At 33.4% G+C, this 18523-nt stretch carries 10 protein-coding genes; 8 read left to right on the forward strand and 2 right to left on the reverse strand.

Annotation, left to right across the window (positions count from 1 at the left end):
• The first annotated feature begins 1 nt into the window (after position 1).
• Positions 2-1063 carry an HlyD family secretion protein gene (locus ACVEGE_RS12440; RefSeq protein ID WP_192500372.1) on the forward strand — a complete coding sequence of 354 codons (1062 nt, stop codon included), beginning with the start codon at positions 2-4 and terminating at the stop codon, positions 1061-1063.
• A gap of 6 nt (positions 1064-1069) precedes the next feature.
• Positions 1070-2662 carry an MFS transporter gene (locus ACVEGE_RS12445; RefSeq protein WP_192500373.1) on the forward strand — a complete coding sequence of 531 codons (1593 nt, stop codon included), beginning with the start codon at positions 1070-1072 and terminating at the stop codon, positions 2660-2662.
• Between the two features lie 94 nt (positions 2663-2756).
• Here ACVEGE_RS12445 and ACVEGE_RS12450 read toward each other — a convergent pair whose 3' ends face one another.
• A complete protein-coding gene (locus ACVEGE_RS12450; RefSeq protein WP_458008544.1) occupies positions 2757-8006 on the reverse strand; it encodes an endonuclease in 5250 nt (1749 codons plus the stop codon).
• A 469-nt stretch (positions 8007-8475) separates the two neighbouring features.
• Here ACVEGE_RS12450 and ACVEGE_RS12455 point away from each other — a divergent pair, with 469 nt between their 5' ends.
• From ACVEGE_RS12455 to ACVEGE_RS12480, 6 genes are all read left to right on the forward strand, one after another.
• A complete protein-coding gene (locus ACVEGE_RS12455; protein WP_192500374.1) occupies positions 8476-11232 on the forward strand; it encodes a PAS domain S-box protein in 2757 nt (918 codons plus the stop codon).
• Positions 11233-11237: 5 nt separating this feature from the next.
• The gene (locus ACVEGE_RS12460) at positions 11238-11966 is read left to right on the forward strand and encodes a sensor histidine kinase (protein WP_192500375.1); all 729 of its coding nucleotides are present in this window, start codon (positions 11238-11240) and stop codon (positions 11964-11966) included.
• A gap of 3 nt (positions 11967-11969) precedes the next feature.
• Positions 11970-12380: a response regulator gene (locus ACVEGE_RS12465; protein WP_173853222.1), complete on the forward strand. Its 411-nt coding sequence runs from the start codon at positions 11970-11972 to the stop codon at positions 12378-12380.
• A 21-nt stretch (positions 12381-12401) separates the two neighbouring features.
• Positions 12402-12833: a response regulator gene (locus ACVEGE_RS12470; RefSeq protein ID WP_173853221.1), complete on the forward strand. Its 432-nt coding sequence runs from the start codon at positions 12402-12404 to the stop codon at positions 12831-12833.
• The gene (locus ACVEGE_RS12475) at positions 12830-15184 is read left to right on the forward strand and encodes a hybrid sensor histidine kinase/response regulator (RefSeq protein WP_192500376.1); all 2355 of its coding nucleotides are present in this window, start codon (positions 12830-12832) and stop codon (positions 15182-15184) included. The genes ACVEGE_RS12470 and ACVEGE_RS12475 overlap by 4 nt, the downstream gene beginning before the upstream one ends.
• A gap of 344 nt (positions 15185-15528) precedes the next feature.
• Positions 15529-17061, forward strand: coding sequence for a SulP family inorganic anion transporter (locus ACVEGE_RS12480; protein WP_192500377.1), 1533 nt, complete (start codon positions 15529-15531; stop codon positions 17059-17061).
• Between the two features lie 66 nt (positions 17062-17127).
• Here ACVEGE_RS12480 and ACVEGE_RS12485 read toward each other — a convergent pair whose 3' ends face one another.
• Positions 17128-18522, reverse strand: coding sequence for a M16 family metallopeptidase (locus tag ACVEGE_RS12485; protein ID WP_192500378.1), 1395 nt, complete (start codon positions 18520-18522; stop codon positions 17128-17130).
• Position 18523 lies beyond the last annotated feature (1 nt).

Here is an 18523-nt window from a genome sequence, read left to right on the forward strand (position 1 = left end):
CATGGCTACAAAAACAGAAAGACACGAACGCATAGACAGAATAACAGTTAAAATAACGTACAGTATTGCTGCTGTGGTATTGCTATTATTATTGGTTTACGGCGCTTTTACATTGGTAAAAATGTATCGTTATGAAGAAACAAATGATGCGCAAGTAGAAGAGTATATTAATCCAATACTTAGCAGAACAACTGGTTTTGTCCAAGAAATTAAATTTAGAGACCATCAAAAAGTGCAAAAAGGAGATACTTTATTAGTAATTGATAAAAATGAAACCTTAATGCAATTGCAAGAAGCAGAAGCGACGTTGAGTTCCGCAAAAGCATCTTTGCTAGTTTTAGAAAGTAATACGGTAACTACCACAAGTAGCGCATCAGTTAGTGAGGCAAGTATTGCTGGCGCCAAAGCAAAATTGTGGCAGCAAGAACAAGAGTTCAATAGATATAAAAAATTATTAGCAGAGGAAGCCGTAACACCACAGCATTTTGAAGCTATAAAAACCAGTTTTGACATTGCAAAAGCCGAATATAAAGCGGTTCAAAACTCTTATAAAACGGCAAAAGGAAAAATTAATGACGCCGATTCTCAATTGGCTGTAGCCAAAGCCACCGTGCAACAAAGAGAAGCTATTGTAGCCAGTATAAAACTCAATTTAACTTATGCAGTAATTATCGCTCCAGCTGACGGAATAATGGGTGATAAGACGTTACAAGTGGGACAATTAATTCAAAAAGGACAAACATTAGGCTTTATTGTAGACCAAGATCAAGGAAAATGGATTGTAGCTAATTTTAAGGAAACTCAAATCGCCAATATGAAAGAAGGGCAGGAGGTAGAAATTAATGTAGATGCATATTCAAATGAAACTTTTCATGGTAGAATACAATCGCTTGCTCCCGCTACAGGATCTCGTTTTTCACTTTTACCTCCAGATAATGCAACTGGTAATTTTGTTAAAATTATTCAGCGTTTTCCCGTAAGAATACTTTTGACTGATGCTGTTGCAAAAACTAGAAATCTTCGCGCAGGAATGAATGCTGAGGTATTGGTCCCTAAATTATAACTATAAATGGATCAAGTTTCAAGTATATTTAAAAGTTGGGTTCCTAGGTGGAGCATCAAAGCTATTATTTTTTTGACAATTTTGCCTGCAGTTGCAATGCTGGCAGGATATATTGGCGGAATCAATAGTGCTGCGAGTTATTATGGTTTGGATCCTACTGATATTCAATTTTCAATTGTTTTGTATTACATTGGGATTGCGAGTTTTTTTCCTTTAGAAAGGCGTTTTTTTAGCTATTTTGCTTCTAAGTCGTATTTTTTAATGAGTGTCTTGTTGTTTACGGCAATAAACCTAACGCTGTATTTTACTAATAATGTAATGGTTTTTATGCTTTTTAGATATCTAGGAGGAGCCGTTACAGTTGCTTTAATTAGTGTTTCTCTAAATTTAATTTTCGCACAATACCACTCTGAAAGATCGCGAGTTTTGGGCTATGCTGTTTTTTACGGTACATTATTAATTGCAAATGCTTTTACCTATTTGCTTAATGCTTATATATTTCAAAATTTTGATTTTAATGTACTGTATTTAGCTATTATTTACATTCAAATTCCTGGGGTTTTATTGCTTTTTCTTTGTCTAAAAAGAAACATGCGTTTGCTTACTAAAAGACTGCCTTTATTTAATTTAGATTGGAGGAGTTTTTTGATTTACACTACAGTGTTAATTTTAATTGCTTATGTGATTTTGTATGGTCAATATTACGACTGGTTTGATAGTATACGTATTTGGACTTGCGTCGCAACTATTGTTTTATTACTAACTATTTTTATCACTATTCAACTTAGGAGTAAACGACCATTTATTGATTTAGGAATTTATAAATTCAGGAATTTTAGGTTAGGAGCATTGTTGCTTATGCTGTATTACATTTGTAAGGGAGATTTAAGTGTAGCTAATAATTTCTTTCTGGAAAAGATGCATCTAGATTCTTATCATTATGCTTACATTATGTTTTTTAATGCCTTAGGAATTATAGTAGGAATCAGTATAACCGCAAGATTTATTTTAACAAAGCGCAACATGCGCTTAATCTGGCTTACTGGTTTTGCTTTTCTATTAGTGTATCATATCCAAATGTTTTATGTTTTTGGCTCGCAGGCCAATGAGCAAAGTGTTTTGTTGCCCTTATTTTTTCAAGGAATGGGAAACGGAATATTGATGCTTTCTATTGTGTTGTTTTTGATAACTTCAGTTCCAGAATCTAAAAGTTTTTCAGCTTCTTTAAGTGGGGTTTCATTTCGTTTTTTTGCTTTTACAGTTAGTTTAGCACTAATATCATATATGAATTTAAGACAAACAAGCGTACATTATCATGAATTAGGAAGCACGGTTACAACATTAAATGTAGAGTCAAGTAAACGCTTACAATTGTATGAGAATATTGCTCTGGCAAAAGGAGCTTCAGCGCTTAAAGCAAAAGTGATGGCCAAAAAAATGCTTGGTAAAGCAGTAGCGAACCACACAAATATACTATTTGCAAGAGATTACTATTATTATGTGAGTATTATGATATTTTTTATCATGTTAGGTATTGCATTATTACCACATTTGCATTACCATTTCAGGAAAATAGGAGCTAGACTTATTCCTATTTAGAATGTTGTTTTTATGTCATAAAAAAAAGCCATCAAAACTGAATTTGATGGCTTTCATTATTTTACAGAAAAGTAAAATTATGAAACTTGATGAATTATTTTTTTATCAAGTATTTAATATTTACAACCCTTCCGTTAATTATTGTTTTTAAGAAATAAAATCCTCTTCTCAATTGTGATAATTCCAAATTAGAAACAGATTTCCCTGCACTAATTTCTTCAGAAGACCTACTTACTAATTGTCCATAAATATTGTACACTAGGAAATCTACTTTGGCGAAAGCCGAACTATTTATACTAACATTTACGTTACTCACAAATGGATTAGGATAAACGGTTATGTTAGTTACAGCACAAGTAGGGTTTGTGTCATTAGTGCAGTTTCCTAGAACATCTCCATGAGCTAAATGCCATTTTACGGCATATTCATCAACACAAATTGTTTTTCCTTTATGGCAAATTGCTACTTTTGGGTGTCTAGAATTGTTTCCGCATTGTACGTTTTCTACAGTTACAGTTCGCTCTGTAACCGCAGTACAGCCATTTGCATCAGTTACTGTTAACGTATAAGTAGTGGTTTGTTCTGGACATACTTTTATAGCATTAGTTTTTGCTCCAGTACTCCATTCATAAGTAAAAGGTTGTACGCCTCCTATGATTTCACCAGCTTGAAGTGTTGTGCAAGATTTGTCCTTGTAACCATAATAAACGGTTACATCATCTGCATTTGGTATTTCAATCGCATCGGCTTCAGTAATTATGAACGCAGTAGTTATTGCTTTATTAAGAGCATCTTTTACAGTAACAGTATAGTTTCCTGCTGAAAGATTAGAAACACTATTTGTAGTTGCGCCGTTGTTCCAAAGATAAGTGTAAGGTATAATACCTCCTGTTACAACAACGGTTGCGGTTCCATTTTCTTCCCCATTACAAGTTATATTTTTACTACTAGAGCTAGCAACTGTCATTGGTTTCATTTGGATTCTAACAGAAACAGGAAAGTGATCAGAAGCTGTTTTAGTATAGTCGCTCGTGTAAAACTCATAATGCACTCTTGCTGATTCAGGAAGGTATAAATTAGCTAATTCATTAGAAAGTGTAATGTGATCAATCATGTTTTCATAAGTTACATAAGATCTAAACCCAGCATCACTTAATGTTTTTGTTGGGACAAAATAGTTTGCTGTGTCCTTAACGTAAGCTTCGTAGGATGATGCAGTTGTAGTAGTGATATCTGAAACGGTGTAATCAACATCGTCATTATAATCGCCAAGCAAAATTAAATTTGCATTAGGATATTGTGTATCTAAGCTGTCTTTTAAAACTTCAACATCAAACTTACGCATGTCGTATTTGCCTTGAGCATCACCACTTGTATTTGCTCTTGCATGAAGATCGATAATATTAATTTGTTTTTCGGTACCGTCAATGGTAACATTTGCAGTTAACATGAAAGGCAGTCTTCCGCTGGCAAAAAAGCGTGTTTTATCAGCTTCGGGATAATTGGTTAAAGCCGAGGCATCTCCTCCATTATAATAGGGGTGAATGGTTTTTAACAACACTTTTGTACTTACTGCTTTTACAGTTTTGTTTTTATAGATGAATCCTACTTTTTGAGTGGGACCTGTAGTATCATTAGGATATGAAGTAGCGTTAGATAAAACAAAACTATAATCGTTCATTTCACTAACCATTTGACCTAATAAAACGTCATCAGAAACTTCTTCAACTGCATAAATATCTGCATCTAGATTTTGAAGTACAGCTTTAACCGCTTCTTTTTGGATGTTATCTGAGTCGGATTTTCCAGCTGCAGGCGAATTTGTTTCATCACCAAACCACGCTACATTCCAGGTTGCGATATCTAGAGTTTTATCTTTAGAAATAGTCAAATCACTTCCTGATTGTTGGAATTTTTCGGCACAAGGTAAATCAGTTCTCAATCTAGGTAATAATTGTTGCGTGGTGAAATAATTAGCGACAACACCTATGATTTCAGCGCAAGTCTCTGGTTGTGCAAAACCTGTAAGCTCAGTTACATTAGCATCAAGTCTTAATTGTGCAGTTCCGCTCGCGTCAGTAATAGTAGTATTTGAATTCCCAAACATAATTGCTCCAGGTTTAGGAAAAGTAGTATTTTCTATGCGGACTAATTCCGCTGGATGATTTGCCATTTCGCCTAAAGTAATCGTAAGCGGTTGGATCACTTGATTTGTATTTCCGTTGTAAGTCACAGCGCTAACAGGACCTATTTGCACTTGATCATAATAAGAACTTCTTGCCCCAGTTACTGTAATAGAATCTCCTATTTTAAACAATCCAGCACCGTAAACTGTTTTATCATAAATAGCAATTGCACCACTAGTATCTTGAATATAAGCCGAACCAGCTAATTGATCTGAAACTGTTAAAATACCAGTCACGGTAACAATTTCGCCATCGGCTTTTGCTCGCGCGTTGGCAATTGGAATTACAGTAACAATGTCACTAGCGTCTCCAAAAAACTGTCCTGTATTTATTTTTCCAGCAGTAGCAATTGCTGCTTGCCAAGTGAAATCAGTATAATTAAATCCAGCACCCGTTAATTGAAGAGATGTTCCTACTGCAGCGCTACTTTCTTCAACTATTCCAATGTCAGTACTAGTCATTCCATTTGCGGGACCATCTGTAGCGGTAAAACTGCCTTCATAGCTTAAAAACTGAATCACATTTCCTTGAGGGTTAACCAATGCTAAACCATCAGGAGCGCCATTTTGTAAACCAGGAATACTTACATAAACGGTTCCGTAACCGTTCATTTGATCAGGAATAATTCCGGATAAAGTTCCTAATGGTGTGTAGCTAGTACCACCATTTCCGTTGTAAGGAACTATTGTCCAATTGGTTAAATCGGTTCCTGCATAACCAGCAATTTCTACTGCTTCATCAATGTCAGTTCCTACATTGTCATAATGGATTTCGTTAATGAAAACCAAATCACCAAATTTTTGTCCCGCATTCACTTTTCCAGAAGTACTGATAGCAGCTTCCCAAGTGAAATCAGTATATTTAGTTCCTTTTCCAACTAACTGTAGTGAGGTTCCTACGTTAGCAGTGCTCGATTCAGCTGCCCCAATATCCGTACTCGTCATTCCGTTTGCAGGACCATTTGTGGCGGTAAAGCTGCCTTCGTAACTTAAAAACTGAATCACATTATCATTAGCATCTACTAAGGCTAATCCATCAGGAGCACCATTTTGTAAACCAGAAATACTTATAGAAATTGTTCCATAACCATTTGATTGGTTTGGGATAATACCAGATAAATTTCCTATTGGTGTATAGCTGGCACCTCCGTTACCGTTGTAAGGAATAATTCTCCATCCAGTAATATCAGTTCCAGCAAGTCCCGCGATTTCAACACCTTCATCAATATCAGTTCCGGCATTATCATAGTGAATTTCGTTTATAAAAACAGCTCCAGCAGGAGTAGGCGTTGTGTTGTTATTTAAAGTTGTCACAACAATAACGTTACTCGGTTCAGATGTGTTGTCATCAACATCTACTGCTTTAACTGTAAAATTATAAGATGTATTTGCTGTTAAACCAGTAATTAAAAAGTTGGTTGCTGTTGTAGTTGCTATTTCAGTAGTACCATTATAGATGCTATACGAAATACCATTGGAAGCATCCCAAACTAAATTAGTGGTTGTGCTTGTTGTGTTACTCGCTAGTAAGTTTTTAGGAGCAGTAAGAGCAACAGGGCTATTAGCAAAAGATTGTCCATTATTAATTGCTCCATAAGTGCTTGCTGTAGCTGTTAACCAAGTAAAGTCAGTATAATTAGTCCCTGATCCAGTTAATTGTAGTGATAATCCAGCAGCTTCGGTTCCTGTTTGTGAAACGCCTATGTCTGTGCTTGTCATTCCGTTTGCAGGACCATTTGTTGCCATAAAACTACCTTCATAGCTTAAAAACTGAATTGCCTCTCCTAGATTATTAACTAATGCTAAACCATCAGGCGCACCGTTTTGAAGTCCAGTGATAGGAACAAATACAGTCCCAAAACCATTTGACTGCTCTGGGATCGTACCAGAAAGCACTCCCACGGGAGTATAACTAGCGCCACCATTACCGTTGTATGGAATAATAGACCAATTGCTTAAATCAGTACCTGCAGTACCAGCGATTTCGACACCTTCTCCTAGGTCAGTTCCAGCATTATCATAATGAATTTCGTTAATAAATACCGTAGCAACAGGATTAGGTGTTGTTGTAGCGGCAGTAGTTGTAAATGTAACAGTGTTGCTAGCTAGAGAATTGTTCCCTGCAGCGTCAAAAGCTTTAATAGTAAGTGTGTAGCTAGTATTAGCAGTTAAGCTCGTTAAGTTATAGCTATTATTTTGCGATGAAGCTAAGAAGTTAGTTCCGTTAAAAATGCGGTATCCTAAAACGGCAACATCATCTGTGCTTGCAGTCCAATTTAGTATTGCAGATTCTTGCGTAACACTATTTACAACTAGATTACTAGGCGTTGTAGGAGCCTGAGTATCTGCAGTGGTATTTCCGGTGAAGCGATTTTCGGCTTGAGGACCACCCCAAATTGTTGTTGCAAATGCTGGATTATCAATAAAAGGGTTTCGATTACCTTGCACGCCCTCTAAAATTGTGTTTCGATTTAACTCAAATTGAGATACAGGATCTTCAATATTCCACAGCAGTAAAATATCTGTAATATCATTATTAAAAGTACGCGCGCCCACCGTTACATTAGCAGGAAGACATTGTTCGCCATAGCGTAAATACATGTACATTAACATTCGAGCAACATCACCTTTCCACTCATCACCAGGATAGAAATAAGCATTATTTATAAGTGCTGCATTTCCTGATCCAGCTCCATAAGGGTAATTACTTCTTGTGGCGTTAAAAGCAATATCAGAAGCTCTTAAATGATGCGCATCGCTTCCAGGTCCTGAAGTTCCTAGATTAGGCACTCCTAAAGATTTAGCATAAACGTGTTCGCGATTCCATTGACCAGCATTTCCGCCATTAGCATCTTTTGAGCGCGTTCTATCATTTGTGCTATCAGAATCAGAATCGTTGTAGCCATAGATTAGTAATACTTTGCTAGGGTCAGTAGGATCAATATCTGTTTGCTTTAAAGCATCCCAAACTCCAGGAGTATAGGATAAGATAGTGGTGTTACTGCTAATTAAGGTGGCAAGACTCGATTTTAGTTCAGTTCCTGATTGGTTAAGGTTAGTTCCGTTATAATAGGTCGGGACTTGACCAAAAGAGAAAAGACTTAAAAAAGACAATACAGCAACAAAAAAATGCTGTTTTTTTAAGTAAAAATGTTTCATGGTTATTTGTTTTTAAAAAAGGTAAAATTAGAACTATCTCTATTGAAAAGCGGTTATTGATATTAATAAATTGTTAAAAATGTATATTTGGTAATAATTCTTAAACGGGAATGTTCTTTTTTTATTTTATTTTCTAAAAAATGCAAAGTTGATTGTAGTAAGTAAGGTATCTGAAATAGCGAATAATCCCCGTGTTTACTAAGCGATTTAATTGTGAATTAATTTTACTTGAATTCTAAACAGAGCGTTTGATTAGTGCTTTTGTCAGTTTTTTTTTCGATAAGGAAACCTAGAACGGTTTTATTTGTTTATTATATTGTATTGTTGTTAAGATATATGGTAAAAAGACATAAAATTGATTTATTTTTGTAATAAGACTTACGATAATTTGCTTATTAGTATTCAAATTTAATTACTGTCTAAAGCTGAAGAATACCTACTTTTTTAGTAAAATAAATTTAAAACTACAATGAAAAACATCCCAATACCTACTAATGAACTGGAGCGAATTAAAGCATTAAAAAGATATTCAATCATGGATTCTTTGCCAGAAGATGAGTATGATTCCATTACCAAACTAGCTTCGTTTATCTGTGAAACACCTATTTCTTTAGTAAGTTTATTAGATGAAGAACGCCAGTGGTTTAAATCTTCAGTGGGAATAGATGTTAAAGAAACAGCAAGAGAAATATCGTTTTGTCAATACGCAATCATGGGTGATGGTATTTATGAAGTGAGTAATGCCTTAGAGGATAACAATTTTTCTAAAAATCCATTAGTTACGGGTGATCCTAACATTCGATTTTATGCCGGCGCACCTATAAAAGATGAAGAGGGGTTCAATTTAGGTACTTTATGTGTTATTGATACCGTTCCTAGAACGCTTAGTGAGCAACAAAAAGAGGCTTTACAATTATTAAGCCATCAGGTAGTTAGTTTGTTAAAACTAAGGAAGAATAATACAAAATTAATTGAAACTCAAAAAGAATTTCAAAATTTCATCTCGCTTTCTAAAGACCTCGTATGTATTGCTAATGTTGATGGTAATTATTATAAAGTAAATCCTGCTTTTACGACTGTTTTAGGATATTCAAAAGAGGAACTAGAAGGGCAGCCGTTTATAAAATTTGTACATCCTGAAGATCTTGATAAAACATATAAAGAGGTCGCTAAATTGAGTCAAGGTTTTACAACCATTAGTTTTGAATCCAGGTCACGTTGTAAAGATGGTAGTTATGTAACCTTGAGTTGGAATAGTTCTCCAGATCCTGAAACGGGTAATTTATATTGTATTGCTCGCGATATGACTATTGAAAACCAACAGAAACAAGTACTTAAACAAACTACGACAGATTTAACAGCAATATTAAACTCGGCTGAATTTTCAATTATCGCTACGGACAAAGAGGGTAATATCAAGCAGTTTAATAAAGGAGCAGAGAAATTATTAGGATATAGTGCTGAGGAAGTAATAGATAAAAAAAATAGTTCTATTTTCCATCTTCAAGATGAGGTAGAAAAAAGAGCTGCAGCATTATCAGCAGAATTATCTGAAAATGTGACTGCTGGATTTGATGTATTTGTCATTAAAGTACAAAAATTTGATTTAGCAGATTCTCATGAATGGAGTTATGTTAAAAAAGACGGTACTGTTTTTCCAATTGTTTTGTCAGTCACTGCTATAAAAAATGATCTAGGAGAAATCACAGGTTATTTAGGAATTGCCAAAGACGTTACTAAAGAGAAAGAGGCAGAGCAAGACCTTATTAATAGTAAAATTTTACTGGATGATTCCCAACGAATTGCAAAAATAGGAAGTTGGAAATTTGATACTAAAACAAATAACCTTATTTGGTCAAAAGGGCATTATGAGGTATTTGAATTTGAAGAAACTTCAGGAGATAAATTAAATGAAGCTTATAGAAGTAGAATTCATCCAGAGGACCTTATAAAATTAGATATATTAGAAAAAAAAATCGTTAAAAACGGAACAGATTTTAGTGTAAATTACCGAATTGTTTTTCCAGATGGAAGAATTAAGCATATTCTTGAAATAGCAAGTCCGCTTCTAGATGCAAACGGAAAAACGGTAGGGATGCAAGGTAATGTTCAAGATGTTACTGAAATTAAACTTGCTGAAAACAAAATAAAAGATAAAGCTAAGGAAATAAATGATGTAAGAGCAGCACTTGACGAGTCAGCAATTGTTACCATTACTGATCAAAACGGAATATTAACTTATGTTAATGATAAGTTTTGTTCCATTTCGCAGTTTTCAAAAGAGGAACTTCTAGGGCAACATCATTATATTGATGCTTCGGGAAATTACACTAACATATTAGTAAAAAAAATCTGGTTGTCTATTGCTAATGGTAATATTTGGAAAGGGGAATTAAAACAAATTGCAAAAGACGGATCTTATTACTGGGTACACACAACCATTGTTCCATTTTTAGATAAAAACGGTAAGCCTTATCAGTATATTGCAATTAGTGCTGATATAACTCAGGAAAAGATAGCTGAAGAAAATTTGCAAAGTGCCTTATTAGGTTTGCAAAAAACGAACAAGGAATTAGATCAGTTTGCGTATGTAGTTTCACATGATTTAAAAGCGCCCTTACGTGCTATAAATAATTTAGCTGAATGGATTGTTGAAGATATGCCTGAGATGCCTCAAGATGTTAGTAACAATCTAAATTTATTGCGAGGTAGGATTTTAAGAATGGAAAACTTAATTAATGGCGTTCTAGATTATTCTCGAATAGGAAGAACAAAAATCGAAAAAGAAACAATAGACTTAAACCTCATGATTAGTCAAATTGTAGAAACGATCGTACCTACTAAAGGTTTTGAAGTTACTGTAAGTGATATGCCCGAAGTTTTTAGTGCAAAAATATTATTGTATCAAGTCTTTAGTAATATAATTAGTAATGCCGTGAAATATAATGATAAACCTATTGGTACAATTAGTTGTACTTATGAATCCTTACCTGGTTTTCATCAATTTAAAATAACTGATAACGGACCAGGAATAAGCAAGGAATATCACAAAAAAGTATTTGGTGTTTTTCAAACTATTGAAGCCCGAGATAAAAAGGAAAGCACAGGAATAGGATTGTCTATTGTTCAAAAAATAATTGAAGAAAAAGGAGGTCAAATTTATATTGAATCAGAAGAGGATAAAGGAGCCAGTTTTGTTTTTACTTTACCCAAAATAAACAAATAAGAGTAATGTCAGAAGATAAATATTTTGAGGATTTTGTTGCCTTAAAAAAAGAATATGATGAGTTTATATATATTGTTTCTCATGATTTAAAAAGTCCAATGAGAGCCATAAGTAACATAACTAATTGGATAGAAGAAGATCTGGGCGATAATGTAAACAAAGACATTCTAGATAATTTTGGTCTGTTAAAAAATAGAGTAGGACGTTTAGAAAAAATGATGAATGCCTTACTTGAGTTGTCCCGAGTTAATAAAATAGAGCCTAAAGGAGATGCTGCTACGCTTTTAGAAATGATAAAGGAATGTATCGCAATGGCTGAGGTGAATACAAGTGTCAAAATTAAGTTAGATTATAATGTAAAAGAATTAAATGTTACTATATTAGCTAAGAAGATGCAAAAGGTATTTTTTGAACTTCTTGATAATGCAATTCAGTTTCATGATAAGGAAAAAAAGAATATTTTTGTTACAGTAAATGAAACCGATAGAATGTATGAAATTTCGGTTCAAGATGACGGACCCGGAATTGTTGAGGAAGTTAGGGATAAAATTTTCAATATTTTTTATACTGTTAGCTCTAAAGATGATTTAGACACCACCGGCGCAGGTTTAGCCATTAGTAAAAAAATTATGGAAACAATGGCAGGGAAGATCACTTATGAGGCTGCTAGTCCTATAGGGTCTATATTTAAAATAAGTTGGCCAAAAAACAATCAATTAAATTTAATAATATAAAATATGAGTGCAAAATTAGTAAACATTCTATTAGTAGAAGATGACGAAGTCGATGTAATGAACGTTAAAAGAGCTTTCTCTAAAAACAACATTCAAAATCCACTATTTATTGCAGGAAATGGTGTAGAAGCACTCGAAATGCTAGAAAGCAAAATAATTCCTTTACCCAAAATAATTATTTTAGATATTAATATGCCTAAAATGAACGGAATTGAATTTCTAAAAGTATTGCGTGCTGACGAAAGACTCAAGAACATATCGGTATTTGTGATGACAACTTCTAATGAGGATAGTGATAAAATTAATGCCTACAATCTTAATATTGCAGGTTACATTTTAAAACCACTATCGTTTGAAAAGTTCATTACCTCAGTAGCGACACTTAAAAATTTCTGGCAGCTATGTGAAATGTAGCCAGTATTATACCTTATAAAGATGAAAGAATTTAATATATTATTAGTCGAAAATAACACTGGTGATGCTAAAACGTTTCAAGATTTTTTCTTGGATAAAAATCAATACACTGTTGTTGACGTAGCTAAGGATAGTATTGAAGCTTGGACAATGTTGCGAGAATTAGGAGAAAAATCTACATTACCTAAGATTTTAATAATTGATTGTGATGATGATTATGAAGACGAAATAAATTTAATTAAAAAAATAAGAGAAGATGTAGTACTAAAATCTACGTTAATTTTTATTTTAAAAAAATCAGGTAATGAAAGTTTTAGAAGTGTGGCATTAAATTTGAACGTAGCTGCCTATATCCACAAACCTTTGAATGAAGAAAAAATGAATGATTTTTTTGTAATTCTATATGATTATTTGGATATACTAGAATTTTCACGAGCAACAAAATTAAAATGACCCACTCCTTAAAAATATTAATTATTGATGATGACAAAGTTGATGCTATTGCAATTGTTAGATCAATAACTAGATCAGATATTGACGCCGAAATTGATAGTGCGCATTCTGCTAAAGAAGGTTTTCAAAAATTAGAAAATAGTCATTATGATTTAATTTTCTTAGATTATATGATGCCTGATTCAGATGGGATTTCCATTTTAAAAAAGCTACGTAGTCTAGATATTGAAACTCCTGTTATTTTTATTACCTCGCAAGGAGATGAAAAAATTGCGAGTCAAGCAATATTAGCAGGTGCATCTGATTATATGCCAAAAACTTTATTGACTTCTGACGGTATTTCCCATAGTGTTCGAACGGCATTAAAATTGCACGAAAACCAAAAATTAAGGAAAAACGCCGAATTAGAATTAAAAATAAATTCTAACCGACTTTCTGAAGCGCAAAAGCTTGCAAAAATTGGTAGCTGGGAAATTAACTTAAATGATGGCGCTATTTATTTCTCCGAAGAGTTGTATAACATTCTAGAATTAGATGTACATGAGGAGCCTTCAATTGCACTATTGAAATCCTTTTTTACAAGTACAGAGGATATCATTCTATTTGAAAAGAAACTAAGAGATGTTCAAATTAATTATGAACAAACGTTGTTTAGTCATACCATTTTAGATAGAAAAGGAACCGTTAAATACATCAATGAATATATAAAATGTTTGACTGATGATAATGATAAACCCTATCGCATTTTAGGAACGATTCAAGATGTAAGTATTCAAAAAGAGATTGAGAAAGAATTAATCGAAGCTAAAAATTTAGCAGAGCAATCTGTTAAATTAAAGGAGCGCTTTTTGACTAATATGAGTCATGAAATTAGAACGCCTATGAATGGGGTTATTGGTTTTGCAAAAATTCTGGAAGAAACTAATCTAGACGAAAATCAAAGCCAAAGTGTCAAAGCAATTCGTACGGCAGGGGAGAATTTAATGACTATTATTAACGATATTTTGGATTTATCCAAAATTGAAGCTGACAAAATAGTTTTTGAAGCTATTCCGTTTTCTGTTAGAAAAACCGTTAATGCAATCACAGAATTATTTACTCCAGCAGCGCGCGATAAAAAAGTAACTTTCACTGCTGATATTAGTCCAACAATAAGTGATTTATTGGTTGGTGATCCTACACGACTTACTCAAATTTTAATTAATTTAGCAGGTAATGCTTTAAAATTTACTAATTCAGGAAGTGTTTTATTGCGCGTAACCGAAGAGGACGAGTGTGATATTGAAACTTGTATTCGGTTTTCAATAATTGATACCGGTATTGGTATTCCTGAGGATATGATTCATTCTATTTTTGATAGTTTTAACCAAGCTTCTAATGAAACTACAAGAAAATATGGTGGTTCAGGTTTAGGACTTACTATTACTAAAAAATTGGTTGAACTTCAAGGCGGAATAATTTCTTTAGAGAGTGAAGTGGCAGTAGGAAGTACTTTCTCTTTTATGATTAAATATAAAAAAGCACAAAAAGACTTTACTGTTTCGCTTGATGAAAAAAAGACAACATTAGATCCTGTTTTTTTAAAGGACATAAAAATATTATTAGTAGAAGACAATGAGTTAAATCAGCTATTGACCGTTAAATTATTTAAAAAATGGAATAAAGAAATTGATATAGCAGAAAATGGTGCAATTGCCATTGAAAAAATTAATTCCAATACCTACGATATTATATTAATGGACATTCAAATGCCTGAAATGGACGGTAATGAGGTGACTAAATATATAAGAGAAGCAATGGCTGCTCCTAAGTCGCAAGTTGCAATTATTGCAATGACAGCTCACGCAACGGTTGATGAAGAAAAAAGGTGTATTGCAAATGGAATGAATGATTACTTGTCTAAACCATTTGATTTTAATATTTTATTAGAAAAATTGTACCGCAACATAAATTTAGATGCTGAGGTTTCTATTGTAAAGTCAGCTACAAAACGAGCAATTACCTCTGAATGTTTAGTGAATTTTGATTATTTAATTGATTTTTCAGAAAATGACGCCTATTTTATAAAAGAAGTTATTGAGTTGTTTTTAGAAGACGCACCAGGTACTTTAGTCGAAATAACAGAAGCTGCAAATAATAAAAATAATGATAATTTAAAAAAGGCAGTCCACAAGTTTAAATCATCGGTAAGTATTTTCGGAATTCAAAAAGTCTTGGATACTATAAATATAATTGAAAATGAATTACAAACGAACCCTAGTGGTAGTTTGCGATACGAAGCAGTTGTGAAATTAAATGAACTTTGTCTTAAAGCGATTAATGAACTTAAAAATAGAACTGAATATATTTAACAATAGATAAATAGTCAATCATCATTTATGATGGGTTTCAAATAACAAAGCTGTATAAAGGTTTCTTAATCGAGAAATTTTTACACAGCTTTTTTGTTTTTACCTTTAAAAAGAGATTCTTGAAGTTAAGATTAATTAATGATTTTGGTTTTCTATTTGAACATCCTTTAAAAAGATTTACATTTGCAAATTCTGATTCTTAAGAATAGTTTTATTCTTATCAAGAAATTAAGTCTTAATTCAGACTTATTAATCAGCTTAATTCCTCCAATTTTTATTGGTTACGCAACAATTTCGGAAAGTAAAATCCGGAAAAAAATATTTTATAATTATTTAGAAAAAGAATGAAACAGTATTTCAATTTATTTGACTTCACTCAAAAGGTGAATTATAAAACAGAGATTTTAGCAGGTTTAACCGTAGCTATGACAATGATTCCAGAATCATTATCATTTGCTATTCTAGCAGGTTTTCCGCCTTTAGTAGGTTTATACGCTGCTTTTATAATGGGTTTAGTAACAGCAATCTTTGGAGGGAGACCAGGAATGGTTTCGGGAGGTGCTGGAGCTACCGTGATTGTATTAATTGCATTAATGAAATCTAGTGGTTTAGAATATGTTTTTGCCGCTGTTGCCTTAGCAGGAATATTGCAAATTCTTGTAGGAGTATTTAAACTGGGTAAGTTTATACGGTTGGTTCCACAACCAGTTATGTTTGGTTTTGTTAATGGTTTAGCGATTATTATTTTTATGTCGCAGCTAGAACAATTCAAGACTATTGTAAACGGCGAAAGTGTTTGGTTAACCGGTAGTCCCTTATATATAATGTTAGGACTAGTATTGTTGACTGTGGGAATTGTATTGTTTTTTCCAAAAATAACAAAAGCTGTTCCTGCTTCACTTGTTGCAATAATTGTTGTTTTTGGTTTGGTCTTAGGACTAGGAATTGATACTAAAACGGTTGCTGACATTGCTTCTGTAGGTGGTGGTTTTCCTCCTTTTCATATTCCTGAAATCGCATTGACATTTGATACCTTAAAATTAATTTTTCCTTATTCATTAATTATGGCTTCAGTAGGATTGACTGAAGGGCTGTTAACATTGAATTTAGTCGATGAAATGACGGGTACAAAAGGAAGTGGTAATAGGGAGTGTATTGCTCAAGGAAGTGCAAATGTACTAAATGGCTTTTTCTTCGGGATGGGTGGTTGTCCTATGATTGCACAAACTTTGGTAAATCTTTCTGCAGGTTCTAGAGCGAGATTATCTGGAATAATTGCTGCGTTAACAATATTATTAATCATTTTATTTGGTGCACCTATAATTGAACAATTGCCTATGGCTGCTTTAGTAGGGGTGATGGTGATGGTTGCCATTGGAACTTTTGAGTGGATCAGTATTCGTATCATTAATAAAATGCCAAAACATGATATTTTTGTTGGAATCCTAGTTGCTGTGATTACTATTTTATTACACAATTTAGCACTTGCTGTATTGATCGGAGTGATTATCTCGGCTTTAGTTTTTGCTTGGGAAAGCGCTAAGCGTATCCGAGCTAAAAAATATGTAGATGACAATGGTGTAAAACATTATGAAATATACGGCCCATTATTTTTTGCATCAACAACTGCTTTTGCTGAAAAGTTTGATGTTTTCAATGACCCAAATGAAGTAGTAATTGACTTTAAAGAAAGTAAAATTGCTGATATGAGTGCTATTGATGCCTTAAACAAAATTACAGAGCGCTATGCTAAAGAAGGTAAGAAAGTACATTTAAGACATCTAAGTACAGATTGTCGTCAATTATTGAAAAATGCTGATGATGTTATCGACATTAATATAATAGAAGATCCTACGTATAAAGTAGCGGTTGATTAAATAAAAAAAGGATCTGATTTTCATCAGATCCTTTTTTTATAACTTTTTTTTAAAAAAATCAGCTCACTAAAATTTCGGGTTTTCGTTGATGTTTATTTCTGTAACAGGACCAAATTTCTCCGCTATTTTTTTGATTTCAGATGCTTTCCCAACTAGGATAAATTGCAATTTGTCTTTTGGGAAATAAGTAGCAATTATTTCATTGGCTCTAGCCAAATCAAGGCTATCTACATTTTTTTCAAAATTATCAATGAAGCTGCGGTCAAACTTATACCAGAACATTTGTGATAATAAACTAGCTAACTGTCCAGAAGTCTCATAATCTGGCGGAAACTGTCCTTTAACATAGTTTTTGGCAGATGTTAATGCGTTTTCATCAATTCCGTTTTGATGTAACTTATTAAGGACTTCAACCGCTTTGTCTAATGCAGCTTCTGTAGTTTTGATATTTGTAAAGGTACTAATAACAAAAGTACCATCATTTTTCAAAGTATTAAAACGGCTACTAGCACCATAAGTTAATCCTGTATTTACTCTTAACTCATCATTAAGCATCGATGTAAAGCGACCACCAAAAAGCGTGTTAACAACATCTATTGCTATATAATCAGGATTGTTTCTACTTATTCCAGGAGCACCTATTAAAAATGTTGTTTCGTTAGCATCTTCTTTATTAATTAATAAAACACGGCTTTCAGTAGGTTTTTTATACGCTAATGTTGAAAGGTCTTCTTTTACCTCTTTTCCTTTTTTCCACTCTGAGAAAAGTTTAGTAATACTGGCTTTCATTTCTTTTGTAGAAAAATCGCCCACTAATGTAATTGCAGCATTGTTTGGGGTGTAATTTGCTTGGTAGAATTTTTTAACATCGCTAGCCGTCAATCCTTCCACTGTTGCTTTCATTCCGTTGATGATGTTACCGTACACGTGGTTTCCGTATAAGAATTTATCAAAATAAAAACCAATTACTGCTCTAGGACTTTCTTTTTGTTGTTCAAGGCCAACTAATAAACGGCTTTTTTCTTTATCAAATTCTTTTTCATCGAATGCTGGATCTAATAAAATTTCCTTAACAATATTTAGTACTTTTTTTTGATCCTTCGTAGCAAAATTAGCCGAAAGTCGTGCATACTCTTTAGTAGCCGATGCATCGATACTCGCACCTATAAAATCAAGTTCTTGATCTATTTGTGCTTTAGTATAACTTTTTGTTCCGTGTTTTAATGCCGTAGCAGTCAATGACGCTAAACCTGCTTGCTCTCCATCATAAATTGCACCTGCTGGCACCACAGTAGAAACACTTATTAAAGGAACGTCATGCTGTTCCATTAAATTCACAGTAAGACCGTTAGAAAGTTTAAAAGTAGTGTATGCGGGTAATTTATATCCTTGTGCTGATGTATTTGCAATGACTAAAAGTAGCACACAGATGCTAATTAGCTTTTGATTTATATTTTTCATA

It is taken from the genome of Flavobacterium sp. PL002 (assembly GCF_054165825.1).

Bases quoted from the DNA above. Each gene is read 5' to 3' on its own strand.
- ACVEGE_RS12440 (WP_192500372.1), top strand. From the start codon at position 2: ATGGCTACAAAAACAGAAAGACACGAACGCATAGACAGAATAACAGTT.
- ACVEGE_RS12445 (WP_192500373.1), top strand. From the start codon at position 1,070: ATGGATCAAGTTTCAAGTATATTTAAAAGTTGGGTTCCTAGGTGGAGC.
- ACVEGE_RS12450 (WP_458008544.1), bottom strand. From the start codon at position 8,006: ATGAAACATTTTTACTTAAAAAAACAGCATTTTTTTGTTGCTGTATTG.
- ACVEGE_RS12455 (WP_192500374.1), top strand. From the start codon at position 8,476: ATGAAAAACATCCCAATACCTACTAATGAACTGGAGCGAATTAAAGCA.
- ACVEGE_RS12460 (WP_192500375.1), top strand. From the start codon at position 11,238: ATGTCAGAAGATAAATATTTTGAGGATTTTGTTGCCTTAAAAAAAGAA.
- ACVEGE_RS12465 (WP_173853222.1), top strand. From the start codon at position 11,970: ATGAGTGCAAAATTAGTAAACATTCTATTAGTAGAAGATGACGAAGTC.
- ACVEGE_RS12470 (WP_173853221.1), top strand. From the start codon at position 12,402: ATGAAAGAATTTAATATATTATTAGTCGAAAATAACACTGGTGATGCT.
- ACVEGE_RS12475 (WP_192500376.1), top strand. From the start codon at position 12,830: ATGACCCACTCCTTAAAAATATTAATTATTGATGATGACAAAGTTGAT.
- ACVEGE_RS12480 (WP_192500377.1), top strand. From the start codon at position 15,529: ATGAAACAGTATTTCAATTTATTTGACTTCACTCAAAAGGTGAATTAT.
- ACVEGE_RS12485 (WP_192500378.1), bottom strand. From the start codon at position 18,522: ATGAAAAATATAAATCAAAAGCTAATTAGCATCTGTGTGCTACTTTTA.